This window comes from Streptomyces sp. HSG2, from assembly GCF_016598575.1.
Classification (GTDB): Bacteria; Actinomycetota; Actinomycetes; order Streptomycetales; family Streptomycetaceae; genus Streptomyces.
The window spans coordinates 1592624-1612221 of record NZ_CP066801.1 but is presented as its reverse complement, the minus strand read 5'-3'; the positions used below and the strand labels follow the sequence as shown (position 1 = coordinate 1612221).

Sequence of the window (19598 nt, the reverse complement as noted above, 5' to 3'; positions counted from 1 at the left end):
CCGGTGTCGGCCCGGCCGGAGGAGGCTCCGTCCGGGCGTTGCCCGGCTGCTGGGACGGCGGCGTCTCGCGGGCCGGGACGGGAGTCTCGGAATGGAAGAGGCCGTGGCACTGTTACGGGGAGAACCACCGTAGTGATCGACCGACCAACGGAGTCCCCGTGTCGCTGCCCCCCCTGGTCGAGCCGGCCGCCGAGCTCACCGTAGACGAGGTCCGCAGGTACTCCCGCCACCTGATCATCCCCGACGTGGGGATGGACGGGCAGAAGCGGCTGAAGAACGCCAAGGTGCTCTGCGTGGGCGCCGGCGGACTCGGCTCGCCCGCGCTCATGTATCTCGCCGCGGCCGGTGTCGGCACCCTGGGCATCGTGGAGTTCGACGAGGTCGACGAGTCGAACCTGCAGCGCCAGATCATCCACAGTCAGGCCGACATCGGTCGCTCCAAGGCCGAGTCGGCCCGGGACACGGTCAAGGGGATCAACCCCTATGTGGACGTGGTCCTGCACGAGGAACGGCTCGAAGCCGACAACGTGTCGGAGATCTTCGCCGAATACGACCTGATCGTGGACGGCACCGACAACTTCGCCACCCGCTATCTGGTCAACGACGCCTGCGTCCTGCTGAACAAGCCCTATGTGTGGGGTTCGATCTACCGCTTCGACGGACAGGCGTCCGTCTTCTGGTCCGAGCACGGCCCCTGCTACCGCTGCCTCTACCCGGAGCCGCCGCCCCCCGGGATGGTCCCGTCCTGTGCGGAGGGTGGCGTGCTCGGCGTCCTCTGCGCCTCCATCGGTTCCATCCAGGTCAACGAGGCCATCAAGCTCCTGGCGGGGATCGGCGAACCGCTCGTCGGCCGACTGATGATCTACGACGCGCTGGAGATGCGATACCGCCAGGTCAAGGTCCGCAAGGACCCGGACTGCGCGGTCTGCGGCGAGAACCCCACCGTCACCGAGCTGATCGACTACGAGGCCTTCTGCGGGGTCGTCTCCGACGAGGCGCAGGCCGCCGCCGTCGACGCGACGATCACGCCGAAGCAGCTCAAGATCTGGATCGACGACGGTGAGGACATCGACATCATCGACGTGCGCGAGCCGAACGAGTACGAGATCGTCTCCATTCCCGGAGCCCGTCTGATCCCGAAGAACGAGTTCCTCATGGGGGACGCCCTCCAAGGCCTTCCGCAGGACAAGAAGATCGTCCTGCACTGCAAGACCGGCGTCCGCAGCGCGGAGGTCCTGGCCGTGCTCAAGGCGGCGGGCTTCGCCGACGCGGTCCACGTGGGCGGCGGTGTCATCGGTTGGGTCAACCAGATCGAACCGGACAAGCCCGTGTACTGAGTCGGGCTCGGCGGCCGGGTCGGGACCCGGGCTCCGTCCGGACCCGGCCCGCACCCGTCACGCGGCTCGGGCCGGACGGCCGGTGGGACACGCGCTGTACACGCCGGCGGTCACCGGCGCCGCCCGGGATCACCGGGAACAGACCATCCCGTCCTCGGGTGCCTTGCCCTCCAGGAGGTAGGTGTCGACCGCGGTCTCCACGCAGTCGCTCCCGTTGCCGTAGGCACCGTGCCCCTGGCCCTCCCATGTGATCATCACGCCGACGTCCTCGCCGAGTTCGTCCGCCATCCGGCGCGCGCCCTCGTAGGGGGTGGCCGGGTCGCCGGTGTTCCCCACCACCAGGACGGGATCCGCGCCCGGGGCGCTCACCTCCGGCGTCTCGTTCAGCCCGGCCACGGGCCAGTCGTGGCACCAGCCCGCCGTGTCCCACCCCAGGAGGGGGCCGAAGACGGGCGAGATCTCCTCGAATCGGGGCAGGCGCTCCCGCGTCTCCTCCACCGTGGGTCGCTGCCGGGCGTCGAGGCACGATATGGCCCGTTGGGAGTGTGTCGTCGTGGCGTAGTGGCCGGAGGCGTCGCGCCCGTGGTAGGCGTCGGCGAGTGCCAGGAGTTCGGTGCCGTCTCCCTCGCGGGCCGCCCGCAGTGCGTCGGTCAGGGTGGGCCACGCGGACTCGCTGTACAGCGGCAGAACGATCCCGATGACCGCCAGCGTGCGCGTCAGCCGCCGTTCTTCGGACGCCGTCGGCAAGGGGTCCTGGTCGATCCGCTCCAGCAGGTCGGCCAGCCGCCGTGTCCCTTCCCGCGGGTCCTGCCCGGTGGACTCCAGGTAGGCGTCCAGGGCGCGTTGGAAGCCTCGTGCCTGGTTCTCGGCGTGTTCGAAGACATCGGCTGTCGGGTCGACCACGGCGTCCAGCACCATCCGTCCGACCCGCTCGGGGAAGAGGTGTGCGTAGACGCCGCCCAACTCGGTGCCGTACGAGAAGCCGAAGTAGTTCAGATCCCGGTCGCCAAGGACATGGCGCATCAGTTCCATGTCGCGGGCGGTGTCCGCGGTCGACACGTGGGCCAGCAGCGGGCCGGCGGAGTCCTCGCAGCCCTGGCCGAAATCGGCCGCGTCCTCCAGGAAGGCCGCCTCCTCGGCAGCGGTCTCCGGCACCATGTCGACGGACTCCGCCTCCGCGATCTCCGCGTCGTCGCGGCACCGGATCCCGGAGCTGGCCCCGACGCCTCGTGGGTCCCAGCTCACCAGGTCGTACCGCTCGTGGAGCGAGGAGAGGGTGCCCCCGTACGACGGCATGGTGGCCACTCCCGAGGCGCCGGGCCCACCGAAGTTGAACAGGAGCGAACCGATCCGCCGATCACCCCGGGCCTCGGAGCGGATCAGCGCCAGCTTCATCGTGTCGTCCTCCGGCGCGGACCAGTCCACCGGCACCTCAAGGGTGGCGCACTGCCAGTCGTCGCCCGGCGCGGGGGAATCCTCGGTGCCGGCGCAGTCCGTCCATTGGAGGCGCTGGGCGGCGAGGGCCGAGGGGACGCCCTCGGGCGCGACGGCCGACGCCCGCCTCTCGGCTCCCTCGCCGGTCGTCGGCTCGGCGGCCGACCCCTCCGGCGAGGCGCCGCACCCGGCGGCCAGCGATGCCACGACGGCCGCGAGCGCGACCCGGCGTACGGAGCGCAGCATGTCCGTCCCCCCTGTCAGGGCCATCCGCGGCGAGTCGCGGTGGCGGTGGCCTCCATGGTAGGCGGAGCAGGGCACGGCGTCCGTGCCCTGTGGACAACGCTGTGATCTGCTGATTCGCGGTCACGTGCGGAGGTGGCCCGACGTGTGGCTCGCCCCCGGCAACCCTCTCGGGTGGACGTCGCGCCGGTCCCGATCGCGTCGGCCGGACGCCGACAACGGGGCCGGGCGGCGGGAAGGGGGTCGGCGGTCAGAGAGCCTGCTTGCGGGTCAGGTGGTTGAACGCCAGCCACCCGGGCAATACGGGGAGCCAGAGGGTCAGCAGTCGGTACAGGAGTACCGCGGGGCCGGCCACCTCGCTCGGAAGGCCGATCGCGATCAGACCCACGGTGAGGGTCGCCTCGACGGCGCCAAGCCCGCCGGGCGTGGGCGCGGCGGAGCCCAGGGCGTTGCCCGCGAGGAAGACGACCGCGACGCCGGCCAGGCTCACGGAGGCGGCCCCGCCGCCGAACGCCCGGATGGAGGCGTCCAGGCACAGCACGAAACACGCCGTGAGCAGCAGCATGCCGCCGATGCCGGTGACGAGTTTCTGCGGGCGTTGCAGCACGTCGAGCATGCGCGGAACCACTCCGGCGAAGAGGGAGCGCACCCTGGTGGCGATGAACTTGCGCAGGAAGGGCACCGAGGTGGCGACGAGCACCAGCACGGCCACCGTCAGCAGACCCGCGATGACCGTCCGGGACGGGGACAGCGAGGGGGTCTTCTCGATTCCGGTCAGGTAGCCGAAGGCCAGGAGCATGAGGATGTGACAGCCGAGGCCGAACAGTTGCGAGGCGCCGACGCTCGCCACCGCGAGCCCCGGTCGCACCCCGGCGCGTTGGAGGAAGCGCGTGTTCAGGGCCACGCCGCCCACCGCCGCAGGAGCCACGATCTTCACGAAGGACCCGGCGACCTGCGCCACCACCGTGCGGGGGAACGGCACGCGCTCGGGCACGAACCCCAGGAGGGCGAGGGCCGCCGCGATGTAGCTGAGGGCGGAGAACAACGCCGCCGCCGCCACCCAACCCCACTCGGCGTTCGCGATGAGCCCGAACTCGTAGTCGGTGAGCTGGGACAGCAGGAAGTACGCGCCGATCGCGCCGGCGATCAGACTGATCAGGGTGCGAGGTCGGATGCGCTCCAACCGCACCGGCTCGACGAGGGCCTGTGGCCTGATGCGCAGGACCGCGTGGCGGATCTGGGTGAGCAGATCCTCCTCCCGCGCCTCGTCCAGAGCCTCCTCCAGGGCTCTCTTCTCGGCCCGGCTCCGCGCTCGGGCGGCCTTCTTGTCCGACTTGTTCGACTCCGCCGTGCCCGGGGCCGGGACCTCGTCCCGGTCGGCGGCCTCGGCACGGGCGTGTCGCACCTGCCGGGAGGCGCCCAGCACGGCCTCGCGTTCGCGCTCGGCCCGCTCTCTGCCCAGCCTGCGCAAGGTGGCCCGGGTGGAGCGGCTCAAGGCGATGGGCTGGAGCATCGGCAGACAGTCCGCAACCGCGTCCGGACCCAGCACGCGCACCGCGGAGGCCACGGCGCGTTCGGCGCCCACCCGGAGTCCCAGCGTGGTCAGGAGCTGGGAGATGTCCATCCGCAGCAGCAGGTCGCCCGCGGCGATCTCACCTGTGCGCAGGTCGGTCAGGCTCACCTCGCCGGCGGGGCCGACCAGGATCGACTCGCCGACCAACCGACGGTGCGCGATGCGACGGGACTGCAGGGCACGGACCTGTTCCCAGGTGCCGTGCAGCAGGTCGTCGGTGATCTCCTCGTCGCCCAGCGCGTCCAGGCCGCGCCCCTCGGCATGCTCGTAGACGAGCATCACCGCGTCCGGTCCCAGCTCCGATGTGGCGATCAACCGGGGAGCGTTGGCGCCCGCGGCGATGGCTGCGTAGGCGAGCAGTGCCTCCTGTTCCAGCGCCTGGCGGAGCGACTGGAGGCTGCTGCGGGTCGCGAAACCCCGCAGGGTGAGGTTGCGCCAGGCCCGGTAGAAGAAGCCCTGGGCCTGTTGCTCCCGGTCGACGACCGTGACGTCCAGGGGCGGGCCGTCCTCCAGAGTGACGAAGTAGCGACGGCCGCGGTCCGAGGAGTCGGCTCGCTCGGCCCCGGCCGCCTCCTCGGGGATGTCCTCGCGGGAGGCCGACACCGGGCGGAAGCCCACCTTCCGGAGCCCCGCCATCAGGGTCCGACCCGTGGGACGGACGTTGGGGGAACCGACCGCGTAGAGAGTCCCGTAGGCCACGGTCCAGCCGATCAGCACCGTCAGGACGATCGAGAACGGCGTGGTGTAGCCGCTGACGAGCATCGAGAAGGCGTCCAGGAGCAGCACCGTCCAGAGCACCGCGCGCCAGCGGGGTCTACGGGTCATGCCGACGGCGGTCATGTAGGCGATCACCGGGGCGAGATAGCCGTGCACCGGGTCGGTGAGGATGTCGGCGTTGCCAGGGGACGGCTGGGTGAGCGCGTCCTGGATGGACCCCGGGGCCGACTGGGCCACCCACAGGTCCATGGCGAGGGTCACGCCGTGCGCCAGAACGGCGGCGAGCACGCCGTCGGCGATCCTCAGTCCGTCCCGTTTGATCAGACGCTCGATCGCGAAGGCGACCGGGACGAGGAGGATCGCGATGCTGGACGCGAGACCGGCGATCTCGATGAACAGGTCCGGCGCCTGACCTGTCCCTTTGGTGATGTCCTGCTCCAGGCCCGAGGTGGTGCCGTGGGCGAAGGCGGCGACAGCCAGCAGGCAGGCCACACCGAGTAGCCCCACCAGGAGCCTGACCAGGTCGAAGGGGCGGTGCACGCGGGCCGGAAGCAACGGCTCGTCGCCCACCACCTCGTTGGCCGGGCCGTCCTCCTCTCCCGCTGGCTCCTCGCCTTCGTGCTTCCCGCCGGACTCCGGCGGGACCGGGCCCGAGGCGGGCGAGAGCGAGGCGTCCGGCGGACCCTCCGCCGGGTCGTGACGCGCCTCGTCGTCGGGCGAGTGTCGTCCCGGGTCGCCGGCCCCCGGCAACGGGGAACCGTCGGAGGCGCCCCTCTCCCTTCCGGAGCCGCCGGGCAGCGCGCCGGGGTGCCTCATCGCCCGCTCCCGTGGGAGCCCCCGGAGCCGGTGGCGCGAGGGCGTCGACTCCCCGCCCGGTCCGAGGGGGAGGGCCGGTCCCGGCCGCCGGTCCGGCGGTGCCCACCCGGGGAGACGGTGTGAGACCTCAACGGGAGTCCTCCCGGGCGGGCGGTCGGCGGCGGAACGGGATGCCGAAACCCGGCGGGTTCCCGTCGGAGTCCGCCGTCCTCGGGCTGGGGGAGGGAGTCAACGTCTCTTCTTGCTCTCGGATGGATCACATGTCGGCCCGCACGATGGTGACACGCCGGGCCGGTGACCGGCGGCATCGGGACACGTACGCGCGGTCGCACAGTCTGCCCCACCCGTGGGGTGCGGGCGAGCCGCGGACTCGGGCCGCCGCCCGGCGGGCGGTCGGCGGCATGCGCCAGGATGGGGCGATGCACGCCGACGATCCCGCGGAGCCGACCCCTCCCCCCGCCGACGGATCGTCGGCGCCCGAACCCGGACCCACGGGCGGCCCCCACACCGGGGCGGGGCCGGGCGACCCGCTCCCCGACTACGCGGAGCGGGTCCTGGACCTCGTGGAGAGGATCCCGGCCGGACGCGTCATGACCTACGGGGACGTCGCCGAGTGGCTCGGCGAGGGCGGTCCCCGCCAGGTCGGCCGGGTGATGTCCCACTACGGGGGAGGAGTCCCGTGGTGGCGCGTCGTCCGGGCGGACGGCCGCCCGCTGCCCGGGCGAGAGTGTGAGGCCGGTCGGCGGTACCGGGAGGAGGGGACCCCCCTCCGGCGCGCCGGTCGGCCCGGGAGGGACGGCCGGGCCCGCCTCGACACGGGGCGGGCCCGGTGGGACGGCGAAGAGGGCACATGACGTGACACCCGACATGTTCTTCCGACGGATGGTCCGCGCCGGAGCGGGCGACGGCCCCTCCGACGCGTGCGCGGAAGAAGGCACTCCGCCGGCCGCGAGCGGCGGCGGCGCGGCCGGCCGCACGGGCGCCCGGCCGACGACGCGGGTGCCCGCGCCGCACCCGGCCGCGGTCCCGCGGCCCCGGGAATCGACCTCCACGGTTCGGGGGACCCCCGGCGCGCACGGCCCGGGTCGGCGTAGGCTCCCCCGCGCGTGCCCCCTTCGTCCCCGTCGTCGCACCCCGCCCGACAGGGCGGACGTCCCGCCAGCACACCCACCAGGACCGGCCACCACGTGAGCTCCCCCTCATTCACCGAGACACCGCCGCGCCCCCGCGTACGCCGGGGCGGTCGCGGTGCCTACCGTCTGGTCCGGACCCCGCCCGAGCGGGTGGATCCCGCTCTCCTGGACGCCGCCCAGCGCTCCGTGGTTGACCATCGGTCCGGTCCGCTTCTCGTCCTCGCGGGCCCGGGTACCGGCAAGACCACGACCCTCGTCGAGTCGGTCGCCGCACGGATCGCCCGGGGCGGCGACCCGGAGCGGCTCCTCGTGCTCACCTTCAGCCGGCGGGCCGCCGTCGAACTCCGCGACCGCATGGCGCTGCGCATGGGAGCGGCGCGTGCGCCGCGCGCGACCACTTTTCACTCGTTCGGGTACGCCCTCGTCCGCGCCTGTTCCTCAGCCGGTCCGACGGAGGAACCCGTCAGGCTCCTCTCGGGGCCCGAGCAGGACGTCACCGTCCGCGAACTGCTCGACGGACAGCGCGAGCTGGAGCGCCTCGGTCTCGCCCACGTGAGCTGGCCGCACCAGCTCCGCGCCTGCCTGACCACCCGCGGCTTCGCCGACGAGGTCCGCGCCGTGCTCGCCCGCAGCCGGGAGCTCGGGCTGGGCCCGGAAGCGCTCGGGGCCTTCGCCCGGCGCACCGGCCGGCCGGACTGGGCGGCGGCGGCCTCCTTCCTCGCCGAGTACCTGGACGTGCTCGACCTCCGGGGCGTCATCGACTACGCCGAGCTGTCCCACCGGGCGGCGCTGCTCGCCCACCGCCCCGACGTCGCCGGCCGGCTCGCCGCGGAGTACGACGCGGTGTACGTCGACGAATACCAGGACACCGACCCGGCCCAGGTACGCCTGCTGCGGGCACTGGCCGGCGGTGGCCGCACCCTGCTCGCCTTCGGCGACCCCGACCAGTCGATCTACGCCTTCCGCGGCGCGGACGTGAACGGCATCCTGGACTTCCCCCGGATGTTCGCCCGCGCGGACGGCCGACCGGCCCCCGTCCGCGTCCTGGACACCTCCCGGCGATCCGGAGCCGTGCTCCTGGACGCGACCCGCCGGGTGGCCGAACGCATGCCGCTGTCGAGGCTCCCGGCGGACCGGGCGCGCGTCCACCGCCGGCCCTCCCCGACACGTCAGGGCGGCCGGGTCGAGGTGTTCACCTTCCCCACGCCGGGCGCGGAACTGGACAACATCGCCGACATCCTGCGCCGGGCCCACCTGGAGGACGGCGTCCGCTGGAACGACATGGCCGTCCTGGTCCGTGCCGGGTCGCGGACCATACCCGCGGCGCGCCGGGCGCTCACCGCCGCCGGGGTGCCGGTCGACGTCGACGGCGACGACCTGCCCCTGCGGCACGAGCCGGCGGTCGCCCCCCTGTTGACGGCGTTGCGGGCGGTCGCCGCCGCGGAGGCCACGCCGGGGGGTGCGGCGGAGCGGGCCACGCGGACCGAGCCGGACGCTCACCGGGGGGCGGAGGGCGAGGCCACCGCCGCACGCCCGCCGGAGGGGCCCGGGGAGAGCGTCGCGCCTGACGATCGGGCCGCGCCGGCGGAACCCTCGTGGCCATCGACGGAGACCGCCCGCGCCCTGCTGACCTCGCCCCTGGGCGGGATGGACCCGGCCGATCTGCGCCGCCTCGGCAGGGCCCTCCGCGAGGAGGAGCGCGCCGCGGGCAACACCCCGCCGCCGTCGGACGAACTGCTCGCCCGGGCCCTTGCCGAACCCGAACGCCTCGCCGTGCACGACCCCGGGTACGCGCGCGGTGCCCAGCGCTTGGGGGCGCTCTTGCGCGCGGCCCGTGAACGCCTGGCCTCCGGAGGAACGGCGGAGGAGGCGCTGTGGGACCTGTGGGACGGCACCCCCTGGCCGACCCGCCTGGAACGGGCCTCTCGGCGAGGGGGAGTCGCCGGGAGGAACGCCGACCGCGACCTGGACGCCGTGTGCGCGCTCTTCGCGGCGGCGGCGCGGGTGGAGGAACGGGTCGGCGGCCGGGGTGCCCTGCTCTTCCTCCGGGAGTTGGAGGCCGAGGACATCGCCGCCGACACCCTCACGCGTCGCGCCGTGCGCCCGGACGCGGTCCGTCTGACGACCGCGCATCGCGCCAAGGGTTTGGAATGGCGTGTGGTGGTGGTCGCGGGTGTCCAGGAGGGGCTGTGGCCCCGTCTGACCCGGCGCGGTTCCCTGCTGGAGGCCGACCGGATCGGGCGGGACGGGCTCGCCGAGCCGCTGACCCCCGGTGCGATGTTGGCCGAGGAACGACGCCTGTTCTACGTGGCCGCCACCCGCGCCCGTGATCGCCTGGTGGTGACCGCCGTGAAGGCGGCGGCGGACGACGGGGACCGGCCATCGCGGTTCCTCGCGGAGCTGGGCGTCGAGCCCCGCGACGTCCCCGGTCGGCCGCGGCGCCCCCTGTCGGTCACGGCGCTCGTGGCCGATCTGCGGGCCACCACCGTCGACCCTCGGGCTTCGGAGGCGCTGCGCGAGGCGGCGGCCCGCCGGCTGGCCCGGCTGGCCGCGCTCACCGACGCGGACGGTCGCCCCCTGGCGCCGTCCGCGCACCCCCACCGCTGGTGGGGGATGTTCGAGGCGACCGAGTCCGCGGTGCCGCTTCGCGACCGCGCCCGGCCCGTCGTGCTCTCCGGAAGCGCCGTCGACCAACTCGCCAACACCTGTGCGCTCCGGTGGTTCCTGGCGCGCGAAGTGAGGGCGGACGCGCCCGCGACCGCCGCGCAGGGCTTCGGGAACGTCGTCCACGCCTTGGCGGACGAAGTCGCCTCCGGGCGGACCCCCGCCGATCTCGACGTGCTCATGGAGCGGCTGGACTCCGTCTGGAACGCCCTCGCCTTCGACGCCCCCTGGAAGTCGACGCAGGAACGGGCCGACGCGCGTGCCGCGCTCGAACGCTTCCTGCGGTGGCACACGTCGGACCGCCGGGGACGCGCGCCGGTGGCCAGCGAACGGGACTTCGACGTCACGCTGACGGCGGGGGAGTACGAGGTACGGGTGCGCGGCCGGATGGACCGGGTGGAGAGCGACGATCGGGGGCGGGCCTACGTCGTCGACTTCAAGACCGGCCGCCGCGCGCTCACCGGGCCCGAGGTGGAACACCACCCGCAGCTCGCCGTCTATCAGCTGGCCGTGGCGGAGGGCGCGGTGGACGACGCGTTCGGCGGCACGCGCCCGGAACCGGGTGGCGCCGAGTTGGTCCAGCTCCGGTTGGGTGCCCCGGCTCGGCAGGGCGGCGACGCCCTGCCGAGGGTGCAGGGTCAGGAGCCGCCGGACGGAGAATGGGCCGGGAGACTGCTGGCGACCGCCGCCGGCAAGGTCCTCCAGGAGCGCTTCACCCCCACGCCCGGTCGCGAGTGCTCCCACTGTGCCTTCCGCTCGGCGTGCAGCGCGCGCCCCGAGGGCCGGCACGTGGTCGAGTGAACCGCCGGCCGCGCGGGCGCCGACTCGCGCCGACCGCTCGCGTCGCCGAGACGATCCGCCCGCGTCCCGGCCCGGTACGGATCGGACTCCGGCACGGCGACCGCTGTCGGCGTCCGCCGCTACCCTCTGACGGGTGTCCGCCCGCATCACCGATCCCGAGCAGCTCAAGGAACTCCTGGGCATCCCGTTCACCCCGGAGCAGATGGCCTGTGTGACGGCTCCGCCCGCTCCACAGGTCATCGTCGCCGGAGCGGGGTCCGGCAAGACGACGGTGATGGCCGCCCGGGTGGTGTGGCTCGTCGGCACCGGGCTGGTCGCCCCCGAGCAGGTGCTCGGCCTCACCTTCACCAACAAGGCGGCGGGTGAGCTCGCGGAGCGGGTCCGCGTCGCCCTGTCGCGGGCCGGCGTCACCGGCCCGGTGCGGGACGCCGTGGTGCCGGAGGCGGCGGACCCGGGCGAGCCGGTGATCTCCACCTATCACGCCTTCGCCGGGCGTCTCCTCGCCGACCACGGTCTGCGGGTCGGTCTGGAACCGACCACCCGCCTGCTCGCCGACGCCACCCGCCACCAGCTCGCGGCGCGGGTCCTCCGCGAGGCCCCCGGCCCCTATCCGGCCCTGACCCACTCCTTCGGCGACCTCGTCGCCGACATGCCGGCCCTGGACGCCGAACTGTCCGAGCACCTGGTGGAGCCCGAGGAGCTGCTTGCCTGGGACGCCCACCTGTCGCGGGTGCTGGACGGCGCCCGCCTGACCAACGACGATCTGCGCGGGGTCCCCCAGGCCGTCGCCGTCCGCCGCGAACTGACCGACCTGGTGATCCGCTACCGGGCCGCCAAGCACGCGCGGGACCTGCTCGACTTCGGCGACCAGATCGCCCTGGCCGCGCGGCTCGCCCGGCTCCCCGAGGTCGGCGAGATCCTCCGCGCGGAGTTCCGCGTCGTGCTGCTCGACGAGTACCAGGACACCTCCGTCGCCCAGCGGGTCTTCCTGGCCGATCTGTTCGGCCGGGCCACCGGTCATCCCGTGACGGCGGTGGGCGACCCCTGCCAGGCGATCTACGGGTGGCGGGGGGCCTCGGTCGCCAACCTGGACGACTTCCCGGAGCACTTCACCCACCCCGACGGCCGCCCCGCCGCCCGGTACGCGCTGAGCGAGAACCGCCGCAGCGGCGGCCGGCTCCTGGAGCTGGCCAACGGGCTCGCCGCGCCGCTGCGGGCGATGCACGCGGGCGTGGAGGCCCTCCGTCCCGCCTCGGGTGTGGAGCGGGACGGCGCCGTGCGCTGTGCCCTGCTGCCCACGCACGCCGAGGAGATCGCGTGGGTCGCCCGGTCCGTCGCCGATCTGGTCGACACCGGGCGGTCGCCGGGGGGGATCGCCGTGCTGTGCCGCACGGCCACCGACTTCGCCGATCTGCGGGCCGCGCTCGTGGCGCGGGAGGTCCCGGTGGAGGTCGTGGGCCTCTCCGGGCTGTTGCACCTGCCCGAGGTGGCCGATCTCGTCGCCGTCTGCGAGGTGCTCCAGGACCCCGGCGCCAACGCGTCGCTGGTGCGCCTGCTCACCGGCCCGCGGTGGCGTGTCGGACCACGCGATCTGGCCCTGCTGGGGCGCAGGGCCAGGTCGCTCGTCGCCCACGCCGACACCGAGTCCGCCGACCCGGACCGGCGGCTCGTGGCGGCGGTGGCGGGCGCCGACCCGGCCGAGGTGGTCTCCCTCGCGGACGCCCTCGACACCTTCCTCGACACGCCGATGGACGCGGACCGGGAGGACGACGGACTGCCTTTCTCGTCGGAGGCGCGGGTGCGGTTCGCACGTCTGGCCGCCGAACTGAGGGAGTTGCGCCGCTCGCTGTCCGACCCGCTGATGGACGTGCTGCACCGGATCCTGACCGTCACCGGTCTGGAGGTCGAGCTCTCCGCCTCGCCCGACGCGCTGGCCGCCCGGCGTCGCGAGACCCTGGCGAACTTCCTCGACGTCGCCGCGTCCTTCGCCGCGAGCGACGGCGAGGCCACGGTGGGGGCCTTCATCGGGTTCCTGCGCACGGCCGCGCGGTACGAGAAGGGGCTCGACAACGACCTCCCCGGCGGGGAGGACACCGTCAAGATCCTCACGGTGCACCGCGCCAAGGGACTGGAATGGGACGTCGTCGTCGTCCCGGGCCTCGTCGCGGGCGCTTTCCCCGGCGAACGGGGGCGGGAGAAGTGGACGGCACGCGGCAGGGTGTTGCCGCACGCCCTGCGCGGGGACCGGGACACCCTGCCGGAGGTCGAGTCCTGGGACGCCCGGGGAATGAAGTCCTTCCACCAGAGGATGAGGGACCACCAGCACGTGGAGGAGTTGCGTCTCGGCTACGTCGCGTTCACCCGCGCCCGGTCCCTGTTGCTCGGGTCGGGCCACTGGTGGGGGCCCGCACAGAAGCGGACGAGGGGGCCGTCCGAGTTCCTGACCGCGCTGCACGACCACTGCGTGGCGGGCCACGGCGAGATCGAGCAGTGGGCCGAGGCACCGCCGCCGGGCGCCGGGAACCCCGCCCTCTCCAAGGCCGACTCCGGGCCCGCCTGGCCGCTGCCGCCGGACGCCTCGGCGCAGGCCAGGCGCCGGTCCGCCGCCGAACTGGTCCTCGCCCACCTGCGCGGCCGTGTCCCCGCCGCGCCTGCCGGCCCCGCCGGCGGACCCGCGCCCGACGCGCCCCGACACCCCGGCATGTCGCCCGTCGGGGGCGGCACGGCGGGCGTCGCGGTCCCGCACCAGGCGCCGGCGCGCGACGACGACGGGCGGGAGGGCGACGTCCCGGCCGACGCGCGGAGCCGCCCCGACGACCCCGCCGAGGAACCTCCGAGCCCCGCGAACCCGGAGCCGCGGCGCGCCGGGTCCCCCCGGATCCCCTCGTCCGTCGGCCTCGCGGAGGCGGGGACGGACCGCTTGGGCGCGCTCGCCCCGGAGGAGGCGCGCACCGTCGCCTCCTGGGACCGTGATCTCGACATCCTCACCCGAGAGCTGCTCCGCTCCCGCGACACGGTGACGGAGGTGCCGCTTCCCACCTCGCTCAGCGCCTCCCAGCTTCTCCGGCTCGCCGCCGACCCCGACGGTCTGGCACAGGAGCTGGCGCGCCCCATGCCACGCCCGCCGCAGCCGGCCGCCCGCCGCGGCACTCGCTTCCACGCCTGGGTGGAGGCGCGCTTCGAGGCACTCCGGCTGCCCGTGGCGGACCCGGAGGAGCCGCCGAGAGACGCCGAGATCGCCGACGAGCCGGACCTGGAGGGCCTCAAGGAGGCCTTCGGGCGCACCGAGTACGCACGGCGCACCCCCTACCGGGTCGAGGCGCCGTTCCAACTGGCTCTCGCGGGGCGGATCGTCAGAGGGCGTGTCGACGCCGTCTACCGGCGGGGCGAGGGGGCGTCGGCCACCTACGAGATCGTCGACTGGAAGACGCACCGCGCGCCGACCGCCGACCCCCTGCAACTCGCGGTCTACCGGCTTGGGTGGGCCGAACAGCAGGGGGTGCCGGTGGAGTCGGTGAGCGCCGCCTTCCTGTACGTGCGGACCGGCGAGGTGGTGCGACCCGCGGACCTTCCGGGCCGCGCGGAGCTGGAGCGGCTGCTCCTGGGCGAGCCGCTCGGTGACGAACCGCACGACCGGGAGGTCGGACGGGACCGATAGGCTCGGGGGCATGAGCAAGCCCGTTGACAGCGCCGTCAGCGCCGTCCGCGCGTTCGTCGCGGAGCATCGTGCCGCCTTCCTCGCCGACCTCGTCGAGTGGCTGCGCGTGCCCTCGGTGTCCGCCCGCCCGGAGCACGCTCCGGACGTCCGCAGGAGCGCCGAGTGGCTGGCGGCGAAGCTGACCGCGACCGGTTTTCCCACGGTCGAGGTATGGGAGACGCCGGGGGCGCCGGCCGTGTACGCCGAGTGGCCCGCCGAATCCGAGGACGCCCCGACGGTCTTGGTCTACGGGCACCACGACGTGCAGCCCGCCGCCCGTGAGGACGGCTGGGACGGTGATCCCTTCGAGCCCGTGGTGCGTGACGGGGGGCTTCACGCCCGGGGCGCGGCCGACGACAAGGGGCAGGTTCTCTTCCACTCCCTCGGAGTTCGCGCGCACCTTGCCGCGACGGGCCGCACCGCGCCGGCCGTCACGCTGAGGTTGCTGGTCGAGGGGGAGGAGGAGTCCGGGTCCCCGCACTTCCGTGCCCTCGTCGAGGCCCACGCCGAGCGGCTCGCCGCCGACGCGGTGGTGGTCTCCGACACCGGCATGTGGTCGCGGGACACGCCCACGGTCTGCACCGGCATGAGGGGGCTGGCCGAGTGCGAGATCCGGCTGTACGGCCCCGACCAGGACATCCACTCGGGTTCCTTCGGCGGCGCGGTGCCCAACCCGGCGACGGTCGCGGCCCGCCTCGTCGCCGCTCTGCACGACGAGGACGAGCGGGTGGCGATCCCGGGGTTCTACGACGGAGTGGTCGAACTCACCGACCGCGAGCGCGCGCTCTTCGCCGAGCTCCCCTTCGACGAGTCGGAGTGGCTGCGCACGGCGAACTCCCACGCGGTCCACGGCGAGCGTGGCCACACCACCCTGGAACGCGTGTGGGCGCGACCGACCGCCGAGGTCAACGGCATCGGCTCCGGCTACCAGGGCCCCGGAAGCAAGACGATCATTCCCGCGGCGGCATCGGTGAAGCTCTCCTTCCGCCTCGTGGCGGGCCAGGACCCGGACCGGGTGGAGAAGGCCGTGAGGGCCTGGGTGGGAGAGCGGCTGCCCGCCGGTGTCCGCGGCGAGGTCGAGTTCGCACCGGCGACCCGCCCCTGCCTGACCCCGTTGGACCACCCCGCCCTGAAGTCCTTGACACGGGCCATGGAGCGCGCGTTCGACGGTCCGGTGCGCTACACCCGCGAGGGTGGCTCCGGACCCGCCGCCGACCTGCGGGACGTCCTGGGCGGACCGGTGCTCTTCCTGGGGGTCTCGGTCCCCTCCGACGGTTGGCACGGGCCGAACGAGAAGATCGAGATCGAGTTGCTCCTCAAGGGAGCGGAAGCCGCCGCGCATCTCTGGAGCGACCTGGCCGAACACTGGGGGTCGGGGGCCTGAGCGCCCGGCGCGTCCGCCCCGCGCTCGGCGGACGCGACCGAGCCGGTCGTCGCCGGCCGCGCCCACCGTCCGTCCACCGCCACCGAGGGAGTTGGAAGCACCCGTGACCACCTGGACCGACCACAGCACGGAGCGGCCCGTCTCGCTCACCGCCGCCAGCGGTATCGACCGAGCCGCGCACCACCGGCTCGACGAGGCCTGGTTGGCGGCGGCGTGGAGTCATCCGTCCACCCGGTGTTTCGTCGTCTCGGGAGGGCAGGTCCTGGTCGACGAGACGCCCGAGGGACGCACCGAACTGGTCACGACGCCGTCCTTCGAGGCCCCCCTGACCGAGGCGCACCGCTACTTCCTGGGCGTCGACGAGAACGGGGTGAGCTACTTCGCCCTGCAGAAGGACTCGTTGCCGGGCCGGATGGACCAGTCCGCCAGGCCCGCCGGTCTCCGGGAGGCCGGCCTGCTGCTGTCGGCCCGGGACGCGGGGCTCATGGTGCACGCCGTGGGCTTGGAGAACTGGCAACGGACCCACCGCTTCTGCTCCCGCTGCGGGGAGCGCACGATCATCGCCGCGGCCGGACACGTCCGGCGCTGCCCGGCCTGCGGCGCCGAGCACTACCCCCGCACCGATCCGGCCGTGATCATGGCGGTGCTCGACGGGCGCGATCGAATCCTGCTGGGCCGCCAGGTCCACTGGCCCGAGGGACGCTTCTCCACACTGGCGGGCTTCGTCGAGCCCGGGGAGTCGATCGAGCAGTCGGTGCGCCGCGAAGTCCGCGAGGAGGCGGGCCTGACCGTCGGCAGGGTCGACTACGTGGCCAGCCAGCCCTGGCCCTTCCCCTCCAGCCTCATGCTCGGCTTCCAGGCCCACGCCACCTCGACCGACATCGTGGTCGACGGGGACGAGATCCACGAGGCCCACTGGTTCTCGCGGGCGGAGTTGACGGAGGCCTTCGTCTCCGGGAGGATCCTGCCCCCTTACGGCATCTCCATCGCGGGCCGGCTGATCGAGCGGTGGTACGGCGGGCCCCTGCCGACCCGAGGCGCGAGCTGACGGTCGGGGGCGGCCCCGGACCCGACACGACCGTCGTTTCCGGGGGCCGCCGCCGGAAACGACCGTGTCGGGGCCCAGTCAGGCCGAGAGCGCTTCCTTGACCTGAGCCAGGCTCGGGTTGGTCATCACGACCTCGCCGCTCCCGCCGGCGGGCACGACCCGGACGGTCGGCACCGTCCGGTTGCCGCCGTTCGCCCGCTCCACGAAGGCCGCGGAGTCGGGGTCGTGCTCGATGTTGATCTCGGTGTAGGCGATGCCCTCACGGTCCATCTGGCTCTTCAGCCGACGGCAGTAGCCGCACCACGTGGTGCTGTACATCGTCACGGTGCTCAACATGTATCCGGCGCTCCTTCGACGGCAGGGGTGCGGGTGCACCCGTCGTCGGACAACGCGCGGCGTCTCCGCGCCATTCCCACGCCACCGCGATCGGACGAGTCGTACCGGTGGTGAGCCCCTGTGGACAACCGACGCACCCGTCGCCGGCGACCTGGCAGCATGGCCGTGTGACAGCAGCAACGCACTCCCCTCTCTTCCCGCCGGTCCCGGAGACGGCCGACGCGGTGCTCGCCGGGCTCGACCCCGAGCAACGCGAGGTCGCCACCGCCCTGCGGGGGCCGGTGTGCGTCCTGGCGGGCGCCGGCACCGGCAAGACCCGTGCCATCACCCATCGCATCGCCTACGGAGTCCGGGCGGGCGTTCTCCAGCCCTCCAGCGTGCTGGCCGTCACCTTCACCCAGCGCGCGGCCGGCGAGATGCGTGGCCGGCTTCGGCAGCTGGGCGCGGTCGGCGTCCAGGCGCGCACCTTCCACTCCGCCGCGCTCCGGCAGCTCCAGTACTTTTGGCCGCGGGCGGTCGGCGGTCCGATGCCGCGCCTGGTCGACCGCAAGATCCAGCTCGTGGCCGACGCGGCGGCGACCTGCGGGGTCCGTCTGGACCGGGGTGAGCTGCGTGACGTCACCGCCGAGATCGAGTGGTCCAAGGTGACCCAGACCGTTCCGGCCGACTACGCCTCCGCGGTCGTCGCCGCGGAGCGCGAGGTTCCGCGCGAGGCCTCGGAGATCGCCCAGCTCTACGCCGCGTACGAGCATCTCAAGCGCGGTCGCGGTGTCATCGACTTCGAGGACGTGCTGTTGCTCACGGTGGGGGTGCTCCAGGACCGGCGTGACGTCGCCGAGCAGGTCCGCGCCCAGTACCAGCACTTCGTCGTCGACGAATACCAGGACGTCAGCCCGCTCCAGCAGCGACTGCTGGACCTGTGGCTGGGCGACCGGGACGACCTGTGCGTGGTCGGTGACGCCGGCCAGACGATCTACTCGTTCACGGGAGCCACGCCCGACTACCTGCTGGATTTCCGCGGCCGTCACCCCGGGGCCACCGTCGTCCGGCTGGTCCGGGATTACCGCTCCACCCCCCAGGTCGTCCACCTCGCCAACGGTGTGCTCGCCCGAGCCCGGGGGCGGGCCGCCGACCACCGTCTCGAACTGGTCTCCCAGCGTCCCCCGGGTCCGAGCCCCGACTACACGGAGTACCCGGACGAGCCGTCGGAGGCGGAGGGGGTGGCGCGCCGGATCGGCGAACTCGTCGCGTCCGGTGTGCCGGCCGGTGAGATCGCGGTTCTGTTCCGGACCAACGCCCAGTCCGAGACGTACGAACAGGCCTTCGCCGACGCCGGGATCCCCTACCGCCTGCGGGGTGCCGAACGCTTCTTCGACCGTCCCGAGGTGCGCAAAGCCCGCGTGGCCCTGCGCGCGGCGGCCCGCTTCGGCGGAAACGACGCTCTCCTGGACGACGCCGCCGACCTGCCGGCGCAGGTCCGGGCCGTACTGTCGGCGGAGGGCTGGACCCCGCGACCCCCGGCGGGTTCGGGCGCCGTCCGCGAGCGCTGGGAATCGCTCGCCGCGTTGGTGAATCTGGCGCGGGACTTCGTCGTGTCCCACCCGGAGGCGACTCTCCGTGATCTCGTCGCGGAGTTGGACGAGCGCGCCGAGGCGCAGCACGCGCCGACCGTCCAGGGCGTCACCCTCGCCTCCCTGCACGCCGCCAAGGGACTCGAATGGGACGTGGTCTTCCTGGTCGGGGTCGCCGAGGGCATGGTGCCGATCGCCTACGCGAAGACGGAGGCGCAGATCGAGGAGGAGCGGCGACTTCTCTACGTCGGTGTGACCCGTGCGCGCCATCGGCTCCGGGTGTCCTGGGCGGCGGCCCGCACGCCCGGCGGTCGCGCCCATCGTCGGGTCAGCCGGTTCCTCGACGGCGTGCGGGGGGCCTCGGGTGCGGCCGGCGGCCCCGCCGCCCCGGCCGGAGGCGCGGGGGTGGACCGCGGTTCGGACTCCCGGGCGGGAGCCTCCACCCCGGAGGCCGGCCGCCCCCGTCGGCGGGTTCCGGCCCGCTGCCGGGTCTGTGGCCGCCTGCTCGGGGATCCGGGCGAGATGAAACTGATGCGTTGCGAGGAGTGCCCGTCGGACATGGACGAGGGCGTCTACACCCGACTGCGGGAGTGGCGGGAGACCCAGGCGCGGACCAGTGGACAGCCCGCCTTCTGCGTGTTCACCGACAGGACGCTGATGGCGATCGCGGAGTCCGTCCCCGAAGACGATCGACAACTCGCCGGCATTCCCGGTGTCGGTGTCCGAAAACTGAGGCGCTACGGGCCCGATGTCCTGGCCATCTGCGCGGGCGGACGGTCCGAAGAGGGTGGCGACGCGCATTGACGCGAAGTCGTCGGGAAAAGGGTTTGCGCGCGCGCCGTGA

General features: G+C 73.8%; 10 protein-coding genes. 7 read left to right on the top strand and 3 right to left on the bottom strand.

All coding sequences use genetic code 11. From position 1 onward, the window contains the following. Positions 1–158 precede the first annotated feature (158 nt). Complete coding sequence (gene moeZ, locus JEK78_RS06510) at positions 159–1337, top strand: adenylyltransferase/sulfurtransferase MoeZ (RefSeq protein ID WP_200263153.1); 1179 nt, start codon at positions 159–161, stop codon at positions 1335–1337. Positions 1338–1466: 129 nt separating this feature from the next. Here the strand turns inward: moeZ and JEK78_RS06505 are convergent, their stop codons facing one another. Continuing rightward, positions 1467–3017: an alpha/beta hydrolase gene (locus tag JEK78_RS06505; protein ID WP_200263152.1), complete on the bottom strand. Its 1551-nt coding sequence runs from the start codon at positions 3015–3017 to the stop codon at positions 1467–1469. 247 nt (positions 3018–3264) lie between these two features. After that, on the bottom strand, positions 3265–6120 hold the full coding sequence (locus JEK78_RS06500) for a lysylphosphatidylglycerol synthase transmembrane domain-containing protein (protein ID WP_242483287.1): 2856 nt from the start codon (positions 6118–6120) through the stop codon (positions 3265–3267). Between the two features lie 419 nt (positions 6121–6539). Between JEK78_RS06500 and JEK78_RS06495 the strand changes: the two genes are divergently transcribed. The 5 genes from JEK78_RS06495 (at position 6540) to nudC (ending at position 16847) form a co-directional block, all read left to right on the top strand. After that, complete coding sequence (locus tag JEK78_RS06495; protein ID WP_200263151.1) at positions 6540–6974, top strand: MGMT family protein; 435 nt, start codon at positions 6540–6542, stop codon at positions 6972–6974. Positions 6975–7307: 333 nt separating this feature from the next. Further along, positions 7308–10718 (top strand): ATP-dependent DNA helicase, encoded by a 3411-nt coding sequence (locus JEK78_RS06490; RefSeq protein WP_200263150.1) that lies wholly within the window; start codon positions 7308–7310, stop codon positions 10716–10718. Positions 10719–10851: 133 nt separating this feature from the next. After that, the gene (locus JEK78_RS06485) at positions 10852–14376 is read left to right on the top strand and encodes a UvrD-helicase domain-containing protein (protein WP_200263149.1); all 3525 of its coding nucleotides are present in this window, start codon (positions 10852–10854) and stop codon (positions 14374–14376) included. 10 nt (positions 14377–14386) lie between these two features. Continuing rightward, complete coding sequence (locus tag JEK78_RS06480) at positions 14387–15799, top strand: dipeptidase (RefSeq protein ID WP_200263148.1); 1413 nt, start codon at positions 14387–14389, stop codon at positions 15797–15799. Between the two features lie 103 nt (positions 15800–15902). Next, complete coding sequence (gene nudC / locus JEK78_RS06475; protein WP_200263147.1) at positions 15903–16847, top strand: NAD(+) diphosphatase; 945 nt, start codon at positions 15903–15905, stop codon at positions 16845–16847. A gap of 78 nt (positions 16848–16925) precedes the next feature. Here the strand turns inward: nudC and JEK78_RS06470 are convergent, their stop codons facing one another. Next, complete coding sequence (locus tag JEK78_RS06470; protein WP_200263146.1) at positions 16926–17183, bottom strand: mycoredoxin; 258 nt, start codon at positions 17181–17183, stop codon at positions 16926–16928. 167 nt (positions 17184–17350) lie between these two features. Between JEK78_RS06470 and JEK78_RS06465 the strand changes: the two genes are divergently transcribed. After that, positions 17351–19558: an ATP-dependent DNA helicase UvrD2 gene (locus JEK78_RS06465; RefSeq protein WP_200263145.1), complete on the top strand. Its 2208-nt coding sequence runs from the start codon at positions 17351–17353 to the stop codon at positions 19556–19558. Positions 19559–19598 lie beyond the last annotated feature (40 nt).